The sequence below is a fragment of the Mycolicibacterium pyrenivorans genome (assembly GCF_025821625.1).
Classification (GTDB): Bacteria; Actinomycetota; Actinomycetes; order Mycobacteriales; family Mycobacteriaceae; genus Mycobacterium; species Mycobacterium pyrenivorans.
In genome coordinates, this window is record NZ_JACKSH010000157.1 from 14,645 (window position 1) to 30,684 (window position 16,040).

The 16,040-nt window shown below is 65.4% G+C and carries 15 protein-coding genes; 9 read left to right on the top strand and 6 right to left on the bottom strand.

The window, feature by feature from the left end:
- Nucleotides 1–17 precede the first annotated feature (17 nt).
- From H7I57_RS19290 to H7I57_RS19305, 4 genes are read right to left on the bottom strand one after another with little or no spacing between them, the layout of a single operon-like run.
- Nucleotides 18–2,591, bottom strand: a complete 2,574-nt coding sequence (locus H7I57_RS19290; protein ID WP_264025363.1) for a TniQ family protein — start codon at nucleotides 2,589–2,591, stop codon at nucleotides 18–20.
- Complete coding sequence (locus H7I57_RS19295; RefSeq protein WP_264025365.1) at nucleotides 2,588–3,703, bottom strand: AAA family ATPase; 1,116 nt, start codon at nucleotides 3,701–3,703, stop codon at nucleotides 2,588–2,590. Before H7I57_RS19295 ends, H7I57_RS19290 begins: the two co-directional genes overlap by 4 nt.
- Nucleotides 3,700–5,832, bottom strand: a complete 2,133-nt coding sequence (locus H7I57_RS19300) for a TnsB C-terminal domain-containing protein (RefSeq protein ID WP_264025367.1) — start codon at nucleotides 5,830–5,832, stop codon at nucleotides 3,700–3,702. The genes H7I57_RS19295 and H7I57_RS19300 overlap by 4 nt, the downstream gene beginning before the upstream one ends.
- Nucleotides 5,829–6,569, bottom strand: coding sequence for a TnsA-like heteromeric transposase endonuclease subunit (locus tag H7I57_RS19305; protein WP_264025368.1), 741 nt, complete (start codon nucleotides 6,567–6,569; stop codon nucleotides 5,829–5,831). The genes H7I57_RS19300 and H7I57_RS19305 overlap by 4 nt, the downstream gene beginning before the upstream one ends.
- Before the next feature lie 338 nt (nucleotides 6,570–6,907).
- Between H7I57_RS19305 and lysE the strand changes: the two genes are divergently transcribed.
- Nucleotides 6,908–7,471, top strand: a complete 564-nt coding sequence (gene lysE / locus H7I57_RS19310; protein ID WP_275081456.1) for an L-lysine exporter — start codon at nucleotides 6,908–6,910, stop codon at nucleotides 7,469–7,471.
- A 45-nt stretch (nucleotides 7,472–7,516) separates the two neighbouring features.
- Entirely contained in the window at nucleotides 7,517–8,071 is a 555-nt protein-coding gene (locus tag H7I57_RS19315) for a hypothetical protein (protein ID WP_264025370.1), read from the top strand.
- 6 nt (nucleotides 8,072–8,077) lie between these two features.
- Here H7I57_RS19315 and H7I57_RS19320 read toward each other — a convergent pair whose 3' ends face one another.
- Complete coding sequence (locus tag H7I57_RS19320) at nucleotides 8,078–9,358, bottom strand: cytochrome P450 (RefSeq protein WP_264025371.1); 1,281 nt, start codon at nucleotides 9,356–9,358, stop codon at nucleotides 8,078–8,080.
- 245 nt (nucleotides 9,359–9,603) lie between these two features.
- On the opposite strand from H7I57_RS19320, the gene H7I57_RS19325 reads away from it, so the two are divergent.
- The 7 genes from H7I57_RS19325 to H7I57_RS19355 all read left to right on the top strand — a co-directional run bounded on the left by H7I57_RS19325 (nucleotide 9,604) and on the right by H7I57_RS19355 (nucleotide 15,502).
- The gene (locus H7I57_RS19325; protein WP_264025372.1) at nucleotides 9,604–10,551 is read left to right on the top strand and encodes an ABC transporter substrate-binding protein; all 948 of its coding nucleotides are present in this window, start codon (nucleotides 9,604–9,606) and stop codon (nucleotides 10,549–10,551) included.
- Nucleotides 10,552–10,563: 12 nt separating this feature from the next.
- Nucleotides 10,564–11,256, top strand: coding sequence for a queuosine precursor transporter (locus H7I57_RS19330; RefSeq protein ID WP_264025374.1), 693 nt, complete (start codon nucleotides 10,564–10,566; stop codon nucleotides 11,254–11,256).
- A 97-nt stretch (nucleotides 11,257–11,353) separates the two neighbouring features.
- On the top strand, nucleotides 11,354–12,034 hold the full coding sequence (locus H7I57_RS19335) for a 5-oxoprolinase subunit B family protein (protein ID WP_264025376.1): 681 nt from the start codon (nucleotides 11,354–11,356) through the stop codon (nucleotides 12,032–12,034).
- A complete protein-coding gene (locus H7I57_RS19340) occupies nucleotides 12,031–12,936 on the top strand; it encodes a 5-oxoprolinase/urea amidolyase family protein (RefSeq protein WP_264025377.1) in 906 nt (301 codons plus the stop codon). The genes H7I57_RS19335 and H7I57_RS19340 overlap by 4 nt, the downstream gene beginning before the upstream one ends.
- A gap of 19 nt (nucleotides 12,937–12,955) precedes the next feature.
- The gene (locus tag H7I57_RS19345; protein ID WP_264025379.1) at nucleotides 12,956–13,498 is read left to right on the top strand and encodes a GNAT family N-acetyltransferase; all 543 of its coding nucleotides are present in this window, start codon (nucleotides 12,956–12,958) and stop codon (nucleotides 13,496–13,498) included.
- Between the two features lie 115 nt (nucleotides 13,499–13,613).
- Entirely contained in the window at nucleotides 13,614–14,756 is a 1,143-nt protein-coding gene (locus H7I57_RS19350) for a uroporphyrinogen-III synthase (RefSeq protein ID WP_264025381.1), read from the top strand.
- Nucleotides 14,753–15,502 carry a sirohydrochlorin chelatase gene (locus H7I57_RS19355; RefSeq protein ID WP_264025383.1) on the top strand — a complete coding sequence of 250 codons (750 nt, stop codon included), beginning with the start codon at nucleotides 14,753–14,755 and terminating at the stop codon, nucleotides 15,500–15,502. The genes H7I57_RS19350 and H7I57_RS19355 overlap by 4 nt, the downstream gene beginning before the upstream one ends.
- 3 nt (nucleotides 15,503–15,505) lie before the next feature.
- Here the strand turns inward: H7I57_RS19355 and fdxA are convergent, their stop codons facing one another.
- Complete coding sequence (gene fdxA, locus H7I57_RS19360) at nucleotides 15,506–15,859, bottom strand: ferredoxin (protein ID WP_264025385.1); 354 nt, start codon at nucleotides 15,857–15,859, stop codon at nucleotides 15,506–15,508.
- Nucleotides 15,860–16,040: the final 181 nt, after the last annotated feature.

A 16,040-nucleotide genomic window follows, 5' to 3' on the forward strand; every position in this document is an offset into this window, starting at 1 on the left:
CAAGAGCAACGCGGTTGTCACGGGCGCTGACCCTGGGCTTCATGGTGAACTGCCTTCGCCGCGGCCGCCACTTTGATTCCGAGGGCAGTGGGCGCCATTGATAGCAGGGGCATATGAGCCCTCAGCAGTAGTGGACCACCGAAGTCCTTCTCCAGCTGTCGTATTTGGTACCACAGGGTCGAATGGTCGATCCCGCAACGGGCCGCCGCTGCAGTCAGATTTGGGTGGTTGAGCGCCAGCAGGAAGTTTTCCAGCTGGCGCCTTCCTGCGCGACGCGCCAAGGCCGGTGCCAGCAGGTCGGCCATTTCTGTTGCGCTAACCGGCTGGGCCGCTTCAGGTGTTGCTCGAGGAGCTGAGGGCAATCCGTCGCGGTGCACCCACCCCGAGACTGTCAGAGCGCAAACGTTGAGTTCCTTCGCGATGTCGACGAGGGCACGGCGCTTGACAACATATTGTCCTCGAAGCCATTCAGGTGTCGGTCGTTGTGGATGGTAGCCAAAGGTGATCCCGTAGCTGGTTGCCAGGGTCCTCAGGACTTTGTAGCTCACGCCGATTTCTCTGGCGATCGCGAAGCCGCTTTTCCCCTCAACGTGGTGCATCGCCCTGAGTTGGTCCGCTGTCAAGTCATGCCGGAGGCGTGCGCGAGCCGGCCCCGATTTCATCGACGCGGGATTTTCTGCACGCGTCTGATGAGCGTCGACGGGCTGTTCGGCCAGGAGATGCCGAACGACGTCTGGATCGGTGCCCAGAGCGGCGGCGATCGACCTGGCCGTTGCTCGTGGTTTTGCGGCCAGGCTGTGCAGTACGTCGATGTCAACTCGGTGAACGTCTGTGTTGGGCAGATCGAGACCTTCCAAAAGGCGCAGTGGAGGCTGCCAGGTCAACGGTTCATCGATGTGATGCATGTCGAGAAGTAGTCGTCCCGCGTTGTCGAGGCCATGCAGTAAGGGCGGTGAGAGATGAAGAGGCAAGTCTCTGACGCGATATAGGAGTCCGTGACGAACTTCCGGTTTGCATGCCGTTAGAAATTTCTCAGGAGGTAGGCCGCTGATCTTGGCGGACAACGCAATTCGCGCAACGTGGGCTGTTGAGGGTCCTCCCGGTGGCATGCCAGCTGCTGCGCAGATTCTGTGCCAGTCTGCGGTAGCCAACAATCGGCTGTAGTCCAGGTTACGGCGGCGGTTATAGTCGATCGGTGGTGCGTGAGCGCTCAAGTAATCCGCGAGGCGGGTTAGCGCGATGCTGATCGCCGCCCATTGCGGATCGCGGCGGAGCACATTTAGATTCCCGGTGAGCGTCCATACGTTGAGGTTTCCGCCCAATAGTTCCGCCGCCCGCGCTACAGTGATTCGTGTGGCTGCTAGGACGGCGGCGCACGAAAGACATTGCGGTACAGCTGATTTGTGCGCTCCTCTTGGTTGGACTCTGACTGCCCATGCTGGCCACAGCATGGGGGGGATTCGTCGGGCCAGCAGCTCCGCTATGGCGGGATCTGTGCGCTTAGCTCCAGGAATGGCGAGGTTGGATCGGTGACGAAGTTGCAGGGCGGGCCCGAGTTCGGTTGAGAAGGCCTTGATGTAGATCGCGGCTCCTATCGGGCTTGCGTGCAGGCCCGCTGAGAAACCAGCTGGCTTCTGTCCAGCCCCGCAGGGTGGCACCAGCCACTTCATCGCCGCTGCCGCATCTGCAATTGTCTCGGCACCAAGTATTTTCAACGCCGCAGTGATACTCACCGCCGTTTCAGCCGCGGTTTTGGGCGGCTCCTTACTGGAGGTGTATTGGCGGCCTAACCACGCCGCGGCGCGTGGAGGCTGCTGATCGAGGTAGGTGGCGATGAGTTCTTCGTCACTGGTGTCCGTTACGCCGTTGCACTTTGCGTGCGCCAGCACCCGCGAGGCCAGCGCGCGTAGATCAGAGAGAAAGCCACGCGCAACGGCAGAGTCTTCGGCGTACACGCCAAAGCTGGCGCACCGCTGGGCAATAACGTCGTACACTCGCTGTTGGGCAACGACTGCGGGGTGCGCCGCCGGCAGTTGCAGGGTCTGAGCGTCGCGAAGGTCTCCATCGCAGTCGGGGCTCTTCTGCGTTGCAGTGCATCGGCCGAGGCGCGGCGTCGCCATCAGAAAGGCTGCTCGCGTCCGTTGGTTGTTCTGGCATTGCGGGCATTGGTCGACGAGCAGACAGCGATGGACAGTGCATAGATACGACCACTTGAGCCGCCAGGCCAGCTGCCAGCGCCCTCCGGACTCACGCAAACAATGTGGGCAGTAGCGAGACCGGTAGGTAACGCCCCACGGAAACGTTGACACGAGGTGACCTGACAAGTGGTCGACCTCCAAAGCGGCCTGGTGGAAGTGATTCAGGGTCATAGATTCAAAGCATTCAGAGCTGAGTCCTGTTGTTAGGGAAAGGCTCTGCAGCTCCCGGTGTGCGAGTTTGGTCATCCACCTCGGGCGCACGCTGTGCGGAATGCCCACGGCGCGGGTTATCTCGCCGAGAGATAAGTCATAGCGGATGGCGACGGCCTCCAACCATGAGTCAAGCGCCTCGCCAGGGCCCGGGATGACCCGCAACGGCAGTGTCCGTGTCATTGTAGTTGCAGCTTGGTGGTTTTCTTCCGGGTGCGGAATGCGCCTGCCAGTGCGCGGCGCGCCTGCTCGGCAGCGCTGTCGATCCTGATGGTATCGAGTAACTTGTGGGTTAGAGACTCGGTTCCCGTGCGAATCGCTCGGGCGCACCCCCGACGTATCAGATCCATCAGCGAGCCGATGTGGCCGGTGCTGCGGATGAAGAGATAGTCAGAGAGCTCCTCCGCCAACATTCCCCTGTGCTTATCGCCTAATACCAGCCGCTGTTCAATGGTCGTCAATAGATTGCGCCAATCACGACGTTGCCGCTCGGTGTTGATCTCGTACGGGCGCATCTCCAGCAGCGTCGTCCGGCGGGCGGTTTGAGCCAAAAGCTCGTCGTACGAGTAATCCTCGATGAGGAGTCCGCGTTCTTTGAGCCCGACGCCGATCGATAGCAGCGTGACAGGGAAATCGTTTGCGATGTATTTGAAGTGGTTGTTGATCTCGATCCCGCCTCGATGTTGCCAGTGCAGGAAGTGCAGATCGTCAATAATGAGCAACCGGGTTTCGCAGTGAAGCACGTAGTCGAGGGCGCGTCTGCCAAGTTCGTCGGTGCTACCGCTTCTGCCGGGGTGTGCGTAGAAGTGGCACATCGCACGGTTGAAGTCTTTCATGCTGGTGTTGCCGGTCATCCCGATTCGGCAGACCGGCCACCGCTCGTCGCCGGCGCGGGTGAATTCGCCGTGGCGTCGGATTTCGCGCCGGTGAAAATCCTTGGCGAAGGTTTCCACGGCAGTCGTCTTGCCAAGACCTGGATAGCCCGAAAGGGCCACAGCTCCCTTGGCGTGATTTCCATCTTGGGCGTTGCTATCGATGATGTCCCACAGGTCATCGTGCAGAGCTGCTAGTTGCGGTGTCTTGAAGGGCCCCAAGTTGTCGTGCCAGTCTGTTCGTCGTTGATTGTAGCTGTCAGCCGCGGTGTCACCGAGACATCGAATTTGACTCTTCTTCAACGCTTCTGGGCAAACCCGCTTGTGTGCTTCAGTGAAGTCGCGCCAGCCTTCTTTGCGGGACAGGGTGAGATTGTCGAGGTTGGGCGCCTTGACTGGTGGTGACGCCGTAGGGGTGCTCACACGTCCTCCAGGACGCCGTCGTAGAAGTGGCCGTCGTCAATCGTGAAGTCCTCATCGAGTTCATCTACGAAGGCGTCCCCCTCACCGGTACGGCCATCGGAACCTTCGGCTGTGTTTGGTAGCGGATACGCCGCCGCCAAATGCGGGACTAAGGCGGCCTCATGCACATCTAGCCCCAGGGTGGACTGTTGACGTGAAAGTCGCAGCGCCGCGCGCCGTTCAGCCATGGTGTGCCCCTGGCCGAGGTGGCGACGCTCAAGCATCTCGGCCAACACCATCTTGTCGTCGAACAGGCGGTGCTTGGCTCCTACGAGCTTGCGGCAATATTCGTAGCCGTCCTCATTGAACGGTCCGTCGCAGCGGGCTGCTTCCGTCCATGGCAAGGCGTGCCACTGCTTGTTCTTCGAATTGAAGAAGTAGACCTGCCGAATGTCGTCAGTGTCGACGTGAATGGGCCACTGTCCGTTGCGCTCCCGGTATGGGCTTTCCTCGCCTGCTTTGTATCCGGTGAGTCCGGGACCCCGGTAAATCCGCTTGTCAACCTGGAACCCGTAATGCTGAATGGTGCGCCACTCGACCCTGAGGAACTGGTAGGCCATGCACAGGTCACGTGGGGCCTCGATATACCCCGCGCGGGCGATCCCATGTTCGAACATTTGTGCCGGCGACAACCGCAATGACCATAATCCGGGTTCGCCGATGCCATCGTGTGGCCTACGGTGATAGACGGAGGCCACCCACTCCCGCAGCAGCGCCTCCAATTCGTCGATAAAGAAGAACGCATCCTGCTCCGGCGCGACACCGCGCGAGTAGAGGTCAGGCCCCTTGTAGCCGGGGAGTTCTTGGAGGAAGCCCTCGCGGATTGTTCGGAAGAACCGCTCAACCGGTCCCTTGTCGTAGCCAACCCGTATCCGCGCGGGTTGAATGGATATGCCCATCTGTCGGCATGCGCTGGTCAGTTGTTCGCCCACGTAGATTTTTCCGTGGTCGACCACGATAGTGTCGGGAACGATCGCCGGTGCGGCTGCGCATGCACTGCACGGATCCAAGGCGTCGCGTTCTACCAATACTGACCGTGGTATTCCGTGCGCAGGCCACACCGCTTCGGCCGACCAGTCCCGTCCTGCACGCATCGGCCTAAACGATTGGTAGAGCACCGAAGCAGCATCTATCGCTTTGGTCGACACCGGCGTCAGCCGCAAGCCGGTGATACACCTGGAATACCAATCCATCCCCACGGTGAGATCCACACCCACCCACCGCAACGTGTGTGGATCCATCGCGAAAACGTCCAAACGAGTGGTGTCCATCAACAAGTACTCACCGGGCCGCGACGGGTGCAGCTTGCCGTACGGCAGCACTGGTCGGGCGGCGATGTCGCGGTTACGTTTGGTGCTCTTGGAAAACAGCGGATACTGCCGTTCGAGTTTGCCCAGAATCCGATACGCCGTGGCCGGTGACGGTAACCGCACAGCGCCTACGCCGTAGGTGGCGATCAGGCGTGCCCGAGCATGAGCCGTCACGCAATCGCGCGTCGGTCTGGACGAGTCAGTGTGCTCACGCATGACGTCCAGTGCCGCTTGTTCGAACAACTCGAAGGTCTTGCTGGGCATCGAAGGCTGCACCGCCTTGGCCGAGATCAATCCAACTTCACCTTCCGCCTCGAAGCGACTGACCCAGCGTTCGACGGTGCGTAACCCGACGCCTAGTTCTCTTACCTTCGCGGCCAATCGATCCCCTTTGGTCAACGCGGTCCTGTAGCAGGGGCGCGGCTCGAGTGGCAATGCAGTTTGGGCACTCCCCGAACGGTACCCAGTCAGGGCCTCACGTACATGCGCCGCTCGCTCGCGGGCTTCGCGCCGAACATATTCCGGTGCAGCTGACCACGCTACCGACGCGAGATCGCCATCAACATCGGCGATCTCCACGGCGAGGTCGTCGCTCAGCAGACGCGATCTCGTCGAGTACATCAACTCATCGAGAGCAAACCGGCGGACCGTTTCGCTGCGAAGATCCCGCGTCAGCACCTCCGGCATCCCTGCCACGGGGTGCATTTCGATGACTTCGATGACTTGTCCGTCGTAAATGAACCGTGTTCCGGTACCTACTCGCACTCCAGCACGTTTCATCGAGACACCTCCAAGACCGTTGATGGGCGCAGTGGTTGGTCTAGATCCACTCTGTATTCTTGAACCCAAAGCAGATGCATCAGAGCTGGGCGGACCAACGGCCTCGGATGTGTGCCGATCGCCTGTTCGGCGTCAGCGATCGACATCCCGTCGAGTTGTCGACTGCTGGAACGCATTCCGTCAAGAACATCTGAGTTGATCAACCATTCCCGCCGGTATCCCGACAAAAACCGTACATTGCCCAAACGGATCTCTGACGGCTCGTTCACGACCAGGTAGGACCAACCCAATGATTCCACGACCGCCTTCGTCCAGGCGCAGAGCAACACGATTTTCGGCTGCGTCATCCGTTCCGTGCGGACCACATCGACCACGACGGGTCCGTCATCGCTGCCCCATAAGTAGTCCGGGATATGCCTACGGATCTGACCATCCACCGTGGCGAGCAATGAGAACGGTTGAGCCGCAATGTGATGCACCGAGGCATCGAAGTCGGCCAACAACAGATTCGCCAACTCCAGGCGAGACTCGTAGATGACGTGGTCGCACTCCGTGGCTGACCAATACGTTCCCGAATAGTGGCGCTGACCGAAATACCACCGGAAGGTGCGCCACGGAGCCGCCTGAAACAACATTGTCGGCGACGCTTCCGCCGCAGGTATGCAGCGCTCTTCCCCCGCCGCTGGCCGATAGGAAACGACCGCGGAGTCCAACTCAACAACAACCGCATCCGACATGCTTGCTCCAGCGGTCAAACCGCCGTGTTCAGCTTGACACTGGGGATCCGGGTTGGTACGGAAACGCCGAGATTCGCCTACCAAGATTGCTAGTTCAGCTCATCAGATTCTCATCTTTGTGGCGGATCCGCCATATCTCCGCCATCACTGTGAGAATTCCGCCACTCGGAATGAGAACCTACAGCTGCCTCCTGTAGGTGAGCCGGCGAGCCTGGTGCCCTCATTAGCATCGCTTAGCCAAGTGAAGAATCTTTAGCTGTACTGATCACGGGTGAGTGCCTAGCGTTGCGTCGGTGAACGTGCCCTACCTCGTCGTGCTGACCGGCTTCGCCACGACGATGACGCTGATCGCCGCCATCGGCGCCCAGAATGCCTTCGTGCTCCGTCAGGGCATCCGCGGCGAACACGTCATGCCGGTCGTCGCGCTGTGCGCGGTCTCCGACCTCGTCCTGATCTTCGCCGGCATCGCCGGCTTCGGTGCGCTCATCGCCGCACACCCGGACGTCGTCGTCCTCGCCAAGTACGGCGGCGCGCTGTTCCTCATCGGGTACGGCCTGCTGGCCGCGCGGCGGGCGACCAGACCCGGCACCCTCACCCCGTCGGACGCCGCACCGGCGCGATTGGCCGGCGTGGTGGCGACCTGCCTGGCGCTGACGTTCCTCAACCCGCACGTCTACCTCGACACCGTCATCCTGCTCGGCGCGCTGGCGAATGAACACCGGGACGGCAGGTGGTTCTTCGGCATCGGCGCGGTGACCGCGAGCGTGGTGTGGTTCACCGGCCTGGGCTTCGGCGCGAAACGGCTGAGCCGGTTCTTCGCGACCCCCAGGACGTGGCGCATCCTCGACGGCGTCATCGCCGCGATGATGATCGCTCTCGGTGTCGTCCTCGCGCTGAGCTGACCCCGAAAAGTGACGCTTCGGCGCGCGACGCATTAGCCTTCAGCCATGGTCACACCGCCCCGCATCAAGATCGCCGTCCTCGGCGCACTCGTCGCCGGAGGCGCCCTGGCCGCTGCCGGCCAGGCCGGCGCCCAACCGATGCCCGTCGACCCCGCGCTGCCGCCCGCCCCCGGCGTGGCCGCACCGGCGCCGCCCGGAGCAGGTCCCGCACCTGCGCCCAACCAGGTCTTCACCTACACACCGGTTGCCGAGGGCGGCGTGCCCGGCCCGGCCCCGGCACCTCCACCGGCCCCGGGAACCGCGCCCTACATCCCGCCGGTGCAGAACGGCGACTTCAACAACACCGGTCAGATGAGCTTCCTGCGGGAACTGTGGAACATGCGCGGGACCGAAGAGCTCTATCAGACGCTCTACCCGTCGCAGATGGACCCCGCGATGGCCGAGGCCATGGGTGTGCGCCAGATGCCGATGCTTCCCCCGGGGACGCTTCCTCCAGGTGTCGTCTCGCCGGAAGCGCCTCCCGGCGCGCCCCCGGCCCCCGCGCCCGCGCCGCCGCCGGTGTGGCCGCCCGCGGGCATGGTGCCGCTGCCCACGCCCTGACGGCGCTCAGTCGAGCGGCGTGAACTCGATGTTGATCTCGGTGAGCCCACGCAGGATGAACGTCGGCTCATAGACGTAATTGCGGGCATCGCGCGGCCCGTGCTTCTCCTCGCTGACCGTGATGTCGCCCATCCGGTCGAGGATCCGCTCGATCGAGACTCGACCCTCGACCCGCGCCAGCGGGGCGCCGGGGCAGGAGTGGATGCCGCGACTGAACGCGATGTGCTCGCGCACGTTCTTGCGCTCGAGGGAGAACTCGTGCGGATTGTCGAACCGCTGCGGGTCGCGATTGGCGGCGCCCGGGCTGACCATCACGGTGGTTCCCGCCGGCACCGGCGTGTCACCGAGTGTGGTCGACTTGCGGGCCATCCGGAACACGCTTTTCACCGGGCTGTCCATGCGAAGGCACTCTTCGATGAAGACCGGGATGAGGCTGCGGTCGTCGCGCAGCTGCTGCTGGATGTCGGGTCGGTCGCTGAGCACCCGCATCGCCGCACCGAGCAGTTTCGCGGTCGTCTCCTGGCCCGCGGCGAACAGGAACGTCGCGGTCCGGACGACGTCGTCCACTTCCGGTGTCGAACCGTCCGGGTACTTCGCCATCGCAATCGACGTCAGCACGTCGTCACGGGGTGACTCGCGGCGGTCGACGATGTAGCGGGCGAACTTCTCGTCCGCCCATGCCAGCGGATTGGTCGCGACCACCTCGTGATCGAGGCCGCCGATATTGCTGCCCGGCCGCTCCGCTCCGAACGCCTCACGGAACTCTTCGTGATCGGACTCGGGCACGCCGAGCAGGTCGGCCACGGCGAGAAGAGAGAACGGCTTCGCATAGGCGGCGAGGAACTCGCACTTGCCGTCGGCGATGAACTCGTCGATGTGGCGGTCGGCCAGCCGCCACATGAAGTCCTCGTTCTCCTTGAGGCGCTTCGGCGTCAGCAGTTTGGCCAGAACCGACCGAGCGTCGGTGTGGTGCGGCGGATCCATCGTGACCATGTGCTCGAACATCGGGATCTCGGTGCGGTGCTGCTCGAGCTGCGCGCAGATGTCGTCCCCCTCGGGGACGAAGGGCATCGGGGTGAACGGCCCCATCACCGCGACGCATGACGAGTAATTCTCACTGTCCTTGTAGACGGCGTTGGCCGCCTGCCAGCTGGTGACCGCGAGTACCCCGTTGTTGATCGGACAGCACACCGGATCCTTCGCACGGATGTGGTCGTAGTACGGGTGCGGGTCGGGAATCAGCGAGGGATCGGTGAAGTAGTCGACCGAATCAAAATCCGTGGACATGGACGTAGGCCCTTCAAGGTCGACGCCTGCCTGCGAGGTGTATGGCGGACACCGTCCGCCGGCAGGAGCGCGTTGGCAATTGCTGAGCACCTGCTTAGCATGGGCCGGGGGTCGGGGTCAACGATCGGAGCCCGAACACGCGCGGTGTGGCGTCGCGTCGGCGACCGCCCGCGGACACGTCGGCACCTTCGGACCCGCCCTCGTGTCGTCCGGCAACTTCGAGGCCGGTTGGCTACTCTCGCCGAGTGCCCACGAGGTGGTCCCGGCGCCGGTTCCTCGCGACGACCGCCGGAGCCGCGGCGCTGCTGGGCGGCTGCGGATCCGACAAACCCGGCACCGTCGCCGACGACGGCTCGGTGACCGTCGCGCACGCGTTCGGTGAGACGAAGATCCCCGGGCCGCCCACCCGCGTCGTCAGCGCCGGGCTCACCGATGCCGACGACCTGCTGGCCCTCGGCGTCGTCCCCGTCGCGGTCACCGACTGGTTCGGAGCCGAACCGTTCGGTGTCTGGCCGTGGGCGTTTCCCCGGCTGGGCGGCGCGCAACCGGTGGTGCTCAACCTCGGCGACGGCGTTCAGTTCGAACAGATCACGGCGCTGAATCCGGACCTGATCGTGGCGACGGACGCCGGACTCGACCGCGACACCTACACCCGGTTGTCGGCCGTCGCGCCGACGATCCCGCAGTCGGGGCGCGACGCGTTCTTCGAGCCGTGGAGGGACCAGGCCACCGCCATCGGCCAGGCGGTGTTCCGACACGACGACATGCAGAAGCTGATCGCCGACGTCGACGCGAAGCTCGGTGCGGTCAAGGACGCCCATCCCCGGTTCGCCGGCACGAAGGTGCTGCTGCTCGGCGGCACCCTGGTGCGCGACGGCGTGCAGGTGCTCGGCCCCGGCTGGCGCCGTGAGTTCCTGACCACGATGGGCCTGACCGTGGTGGACACCGACGAGTCGCTGATCCCGCGCGACCGGTTGGCCGCCGTCCTCGACTCCGCCGATGTCCTGATCTGGACCACCGAGAGCGACGAGGAACAGGCCGCGCTGCTGGCCGACCCGACGATCGCGGCGCTCGACCGGCGCAACGTGTTCACCGGCAAGGAGATCTCCGGAGCGATCGCCTACGCCTCGACACTGTCCTACCCGGTGGTCGCCGAGAAGCTGCCGCCGATGATCGCCGCGGCGCAGTCCTGATCTAATGTGCCGGTGACCAGCGAGCAGACCGCCCAGCAGGAACCGCACGCGGCGTTCGCCCGGGTGGGGTCGGGCTACTATCCGGTGCTCGTCGCCGTGTTCACCGCGCTCGTGATCGTCTCCAACCTCACGGCCACCAAGGGGGTGGCGTTCGGGCCGATCATCACCGACGGCGGGTTCATCGTGTTCCCGCTGACCTACGTGATCGGCGACGTGCTCTCTGAGGTGTACGGATTCAAGGCTGCCCGGCGGGCCATCTTCACCGGCTTTGCGATGAACATCCTTGCCGCTCTTGCCCTCTGGGTGACGATCTATCTTCCTGCCGCGGACTTCTATGAGAACCAGGAGCATTTCGAGAACATCGCCGGTGCCTACAGCGGGCTGATCGTGGCGGGGCTCGCGGGCTTCATCGTCGGTCAGACCCTCAACGCGTGGGTGGTGGTGCGGATCAAGGAGCGCACCAAGGAGAAGTACCTGTGGGCCCGGCTGATCGGGTCGACGTTCGTCGGTCAGTTGGGTGACACCGTGGTGTTCTGCGCCATCGCGGCCAGCGTCATCGGCATCACCAGCTTCGGCGATTTCGTCACCTACACCGCACAGGGCTGGCTGTACAAGACCGCGATCGAGATCGTGGTGCTGCCGCTGACCTACCGCGTGATCGCTTACATCAAGCGCCGCGAGCCGACGTATCAGCCCGCTGCGTGAACGCCGTGTCCGGCACATTTTGAGCTATCGCTAAGGCTCCTCTGGCAAGGCTCACAGAGCGGGAGCTTTCAAAGCTACTCGGCGGTAGCTTTGGCTCATGAGCGTGACAGCGGATGTGACGGACGCGAGGCGTACCGATGGCCCGAGCCGCATTCGGGACTACGGCGATCGCGCGCTTCTTCTCGAGTTCGGCAGCACGACCGAGGTTCTGGCGTGGAACGACGCCCTGCACGCGGCCGACCTGCTGGGTGTGGTGGACATCGTCCCGGCCGCCAGGACCATTCTGATGAAACTGTCGGGGCCCCGGTACCAGTCGCCGACCCGGCAGCGGCTGCGCCAGGTGCGGGTGAGCGAGGACGCGATCGCGGAGTCGGCCGCTCCTGCCGACGGGTACGTCGACGTCGTGATCGACGTCGTCTACGACGGTGACGACCTCGACGACGTCGCCCGCCTCACCGGAATGGCGACGGACGAGGTCGTCGCCGCGCACACCGGGAAACCCTGGCGCGTCGGATTCAGCGGATTCGCACCGGGGTTCGCGTACCTGGTGGGCGGCGACGAACGACTCGCGGTGCCCCGCAGGTCCGATCCGCGCACGAAGGTGCCCGTCGGCTCCGTCGGACTGGCCGGTGAGTTCAGCGGGGTCTACCCCCGCGAGTCCCCGGGTGGCTGGCAGCTGATCGGGCGGACCTCGGCGGTGCTGTGGGACGTCGACAGGGACAACCCCGCTCTGCTGACGCCGGGGATGTGGGTGCGGTTCCAGGCGGTGACCTCATGAGCGGCGTGACGCTGGAGATCCTGCAGACGGGCCCGCTGGCCCTGGTCGAAGACCTCGGCCGGCCCGGGCTGTCCCATCTGGGCGTCACGCGTTCCGGCGCGGCCGACCGGCGATCGCACACCCTGGCCAACAGGCTCGTCGCCAACCCGGGCGACCGCGCGACCGTGGAGGTGACCCTGGGCGGGTTCACCGCCCGCGTGCGCGGCGGCGGCAGGGACGGGGTGGCGATCGCGGTGACCGGCGCCGACGCCGACCCGGCCGTCAACGGGGTTCCCTTCGGCACCAACAGCATTCACTACGCTCAGGATGGCGAAGTTATCTCGCTGGGGGCACCGCAGTCGGGGTTGCGTTCGTATCTGGCGGTGCGCGGCGGCTTCGACGTGGCACCGGTGTTGGGTTCGCGCAGCTACGACGTGATGTCCGCGATCGGCCCGCTGCCCCTGCGGCCCGGCGATGTGCTTCCGGTCGGCGAGCACACCGACGACTTCTCCGAACTCGACCAGGCACCCGTCGCCGCGATCGCCGACGACGTTCTCGAGCTCAGGGTGGTGCCGGGACCCCGTGACGACTGGTTCGTCGACCCCGACGTGCTGGTGCGCACCAACTGGCAGGTCACCAACCGCAGCGACCGGGTCGGCATGCGCCTGGTCGGAATGCCGCTGGAGTACCGCCTGCCGGACCGCCAGCTGCCCAGCGAGGGTGCGACGCGGGGCGCGATCCAGGTGCCGCCGAACGGGTTCCCGGTGATCCTAGGCCCCGACCACCCGGTGACCGGCGGCTACCCGGTGGTGGGCGTGGTGGTCGACGACGACATCGACAAGGTCGCCCAGGCGCGTCCCGGCCAGACCGTGCGGCTGCACTGGTCGCGGCCGCGGCGGCCGTTCGACGGCGCCGCGGACTGACCGCTGGTAGAACCGGGGTGTGCGTGCCCGCCTCGTCCACACCTCCGATCTCGACGAAGAGACCCGCGAGCATGCCCGCTCGATGGTCATCGAAGCCTTTGGCGGTGAGTTCACCGACGCCGACTGGGAGCACGCGCTGGGCGGGATGCACGCGGTGATCTGCCTGCGTGGCGCTCTCATCGGGCACGCGGCGGTTGTGCAGCGTCGGCTCCTGTACGGCGGCGCCGCGCTGCGGTGCGGATACGTCGAGGGCGTCGCGGTCCGCGAGGACCACCGCGGCCAGGGGCTGGGCAGCACGCTGATGGACGCCGTCGAGCAGGTCGTCCGGGGCGGATACCACCTGGGGGCCCTGAGTGCGACCGCCCTGGGCAGGCCGCTGTACGCGGCCCGTGGGTGGCTGCCGTGGGACGGGCCGACGTCGGTGCTGGCACCCGCGGGCCTGACCCGCACCCCCGAGGACGACGGATCCCTGCTCGTTCTGCCCGGCGAGCTGCCGGCCACCGTGACGCTCGACCCCGCCGCGCCGATCGCCTGCGACTGGCGCGACGGCGACGTCTGGTGACCTCACAGTCAGCTCGCAGAGGCCGTGAGCGGAAATTCATCCCTTGAGCGGGCGCGACACGCTCACGCAATGGTTGGTTAATCGCCGCGAAACACGACCTGAATAGACATTGGGCATGAGTGAGCCGGACTGGTCGCCGCTCACCGGATTCAGGGTCGCGGTGACATCAGCGCGGCGTGCCGACGAACTGGGCGCGCTGCTGAAGCGCCGCGGCGCGTCCGTCACCAGCGCGGCCGCGATCGAGATGGTGCCGCTGCCCGACGACGACGAGCTGCGACAGCGCACCCACGCGTTGATCGAGACGCCGCCGGACATCGTCATCGCCACCACCGGCATCGGCTTCCGCGGCTGGGTCGCGGCGGCCGACGGCTGGGGGATGGCCAACGAGCTGATCCGGGCCTTGGGCAAGGCCCGCGTCGTCTCCCGCGGCCCGAAGGCCACCGGCGCGTTGCGCGCGGCCGGCCTGCCCGAGGAGTGGTCCCCGGAATCGGAGTCCTCCCGCGAGGTGGTGCACTATCTGGTCGAGGGTGGCATCGCGGGCACCCGCATCGCGGTGCAGCTGCACGGCGCCACCGACGAATGGGATCCGTTTCCCGAGTTCCTCGACGAATTGCGTTCGGCGGGAGCCGAAGTGGTGCCGATCCGGGTGTATCGCTGGCATCCGGCGCCGCGCAACGGCGAGTTCGACCAACTGGTGGCCGCCATCGCCGAGGAGAAGTTCGACGCGGTCAGCTTCACGTCGGCTCCCGCGGTCGCGTCGGTTCTGATGCGCGCCGGGGAGATGGGCATCGAGGGTGAGGTGCTGTCGGCGTTTCGCAACAGTGTGCACGCGATGTGCGTGGGCCCCGTGACGGCACGGCCGTTGGTGCGGCTCGGCGTGCCGACCTCAGCGCCCGAGCGGATGCGGCTGGGTGCGCTGGCCCGCCACATCACCGACGAGCTGCCGCTGCTGCAGTCGCGCACGATCCGGGTCGCGGGCCACCTGCTGGAGATCCGCGGCACGTGCGTGCTGGTCGACGGTGTGGTCAAAGAGCTGTCCCCGGCGGCGATGGCGACGATCCGGGCGCTCGCACACCACCCCGGCGCGGTGGTGTCGCGTACCGATCTGCTGCGGGCGCTTCCGGGCAGCGGCACCGACACCCACGCCGTCGAGACGGCGGTGCTGCGACTGCGCACTGCGCTGGGCGACAAGAAGATGGTGGCCACGGTGGTCAAGCGTGGCTACCGGCTTCCCGTCGACGAGGCGTACGCCTCATGAGCCTGCTGCTGGTGGCCCACGGCACCCGCAAGCAACGTGGGGTGTCGCTGATCGGCGACCTCGCGGCGCAGGTCTCCGACACACTGGATCAGCCGGTGCACGTCGCGTTCGTCGACGTGCTCGGCCCGACCCCGAGCGAGTTGCTGGGTGCGACGCTGGACCGGCCGACGGTGCTGGTGCCCGCGTTCCTGGCGCACGGTTACCACGTCACCAGCGATATACCCGCCCATGTCGAGGCCAGCGGTCACTGCGACGTCACCGTCACCCGCCCACTGGGACCCGACCCGCAACTGGTGCGCGTCCTCGTCGATCGGCTCATCGAATCCGGTTGGCGGCCTGATGATTCGGTGATTCTCGCGGCAGCGGGGACCTCGGACCCGGCGGCCATGCGCGATCTGCACACGACCGCGACGTGGCTGTCGGCGATGGTCGGTTCCCGGGTCGAGTTGGCGTTCGCCGCCACCGGTGAACCCAGGGTGGCCGAGGCCGTCGCGGCGATGCGCCAGCGTGGCCGCGGCCGGGTGGTGGTCATGTCGTATCTCTTGTCCGAGGGCCTGTTCCAGGATCGGCTGCGCGACAGCGGCGCCGACCTGGTGACCGATCCGCTCGGCACCCACCCCGGCGTGGCGAGGTTGATCGTCAACCGCTTCGTGCGCGCCACGGTTCCCGGTCGACAGCCCGCCGAAATGGCATTCCGGCAGGCCCTCACTCGCAGTTCTGCTGCCGGAATGCCATTTCGGCGATAGGTCCTAGGGGTGCGGGGTGGTCGACGGCGGCATCGCGGCCACCAGCGGGGTGTCGGCCCCGACACGTCCCAGCTTCAGTGCTCCGCCCGGGTCACCCAGCGGTGCATCCCGGCCGGGCAACGTCATGGTGAAGAACGCGGCGTTGTCGTCGAGGAACTCGGCCTGCCCATCGGGCAGGTCGGTCTCGTAGTAGATGGCGTCGACCCGGCACGCGATGCGGCAGGCGCCGCAGTCCACGCACTCGTTGGGGTTGATGTACATGGCCCGGTCGCCCTCGTAGATGCAGTCGGCCGGGCATTCCTGCATGCAGGACTTGTCGACGATGTCCACGCACGCGCTTCCGATCACGTAGGTCATGGCTACGACGGTAGGTAGTTTTCCCACCGCCGTCGCGGGCCGAAAGTCCCTATTTTGGTCACGGCCTGATGACAGCCGAAGTGGCATTCCAGCCAATTTGACCTTGCGGTCGCCCGTTCGGGGGTGAAAATGGGTCGGTGGTCGCCTTGCGACGCCGTCTCTGCATGGTTCTTCGAGGCCG

Bases quoted from the DNA above. Each gene is read 5' to 3' on its own strand.
- H7I57_RS19290 (WP_264025363.1), bottom strand. From the start codon at position 2,591: ATGACACGGACACTGCCGTTGCGGGTCATCCCGGGCCCTGGCGAGGCG.
- H7I57_RS19300 (WP_264025367.1), bottom strand. From the start codon at position 5,832: ATGAAACGTGCTGGAGTGCGAGTAGGTACCGGAACACGGTTCATTTAC.
- H7I57_RS19305 (WP_264025368.1), bottom strand. From the start codon at position 6,569: ATGTCGGATGCGGTTGTTGTTGAGTTGGACTCCGCGGTCGTTTCCTAT.
- lysE (WP_275081456.1), top strand. From the start codon at position 6,908: ATGACGCTGATCGCCGCCATCGGCGCCCAGAATGCCTTCGTGCTCCGT.
- H7I57_RS19315 (WP_264025370.1), top strand. From the start codon at position 7,517: ATGGTCACACCGCCCCGCATCAAGATCGCCGTCCTCGGCGCACTCGTC.
- H7I57_RS19320 (WP_264025371.1), bottom strand. From the start codon at position 9,358: ATGTCCACGGATTTTGATTCGGTCGACTACTTCACCGATCCCTCGCTG.
- H7I57_RS19335 (WP_264025376.1), top strand. From the start codon at position 11,354: ATGAGCGTGACAGCGGATGTGACGGACGCGAGGCGTACCGATGGCCCG.
- H7I57_RS19340 (WP_264025377.1), top strand. From the start codon at position 12,031: ATGAGCGGCGTGACGCTGGAGATCCTGCAGACGGGCCCGCTGGCCCTG.
- H7I57_RS19350 (WP_264025381.1), top strand. From the start codon at position 13,614: ATGAGTGAGCCGGACTGGTCGCCGCTCACCGGATTCAGGGTCGCGGTG.
- H7I57_RS19355 (WP_264025383.1), top strand. From the start codon at position 14,753: ATGAGCCTGCTGCTGGTGGCCCACGGCACCCGCAAGCAACGTGGGGTG.
- fdxA (WP_264025385.1), bottom strand. From the start codon at position 15,859: ATGACCTACGTGATCGGAAGCGCGTGCGTGGACATCGTCGACAAGTCC.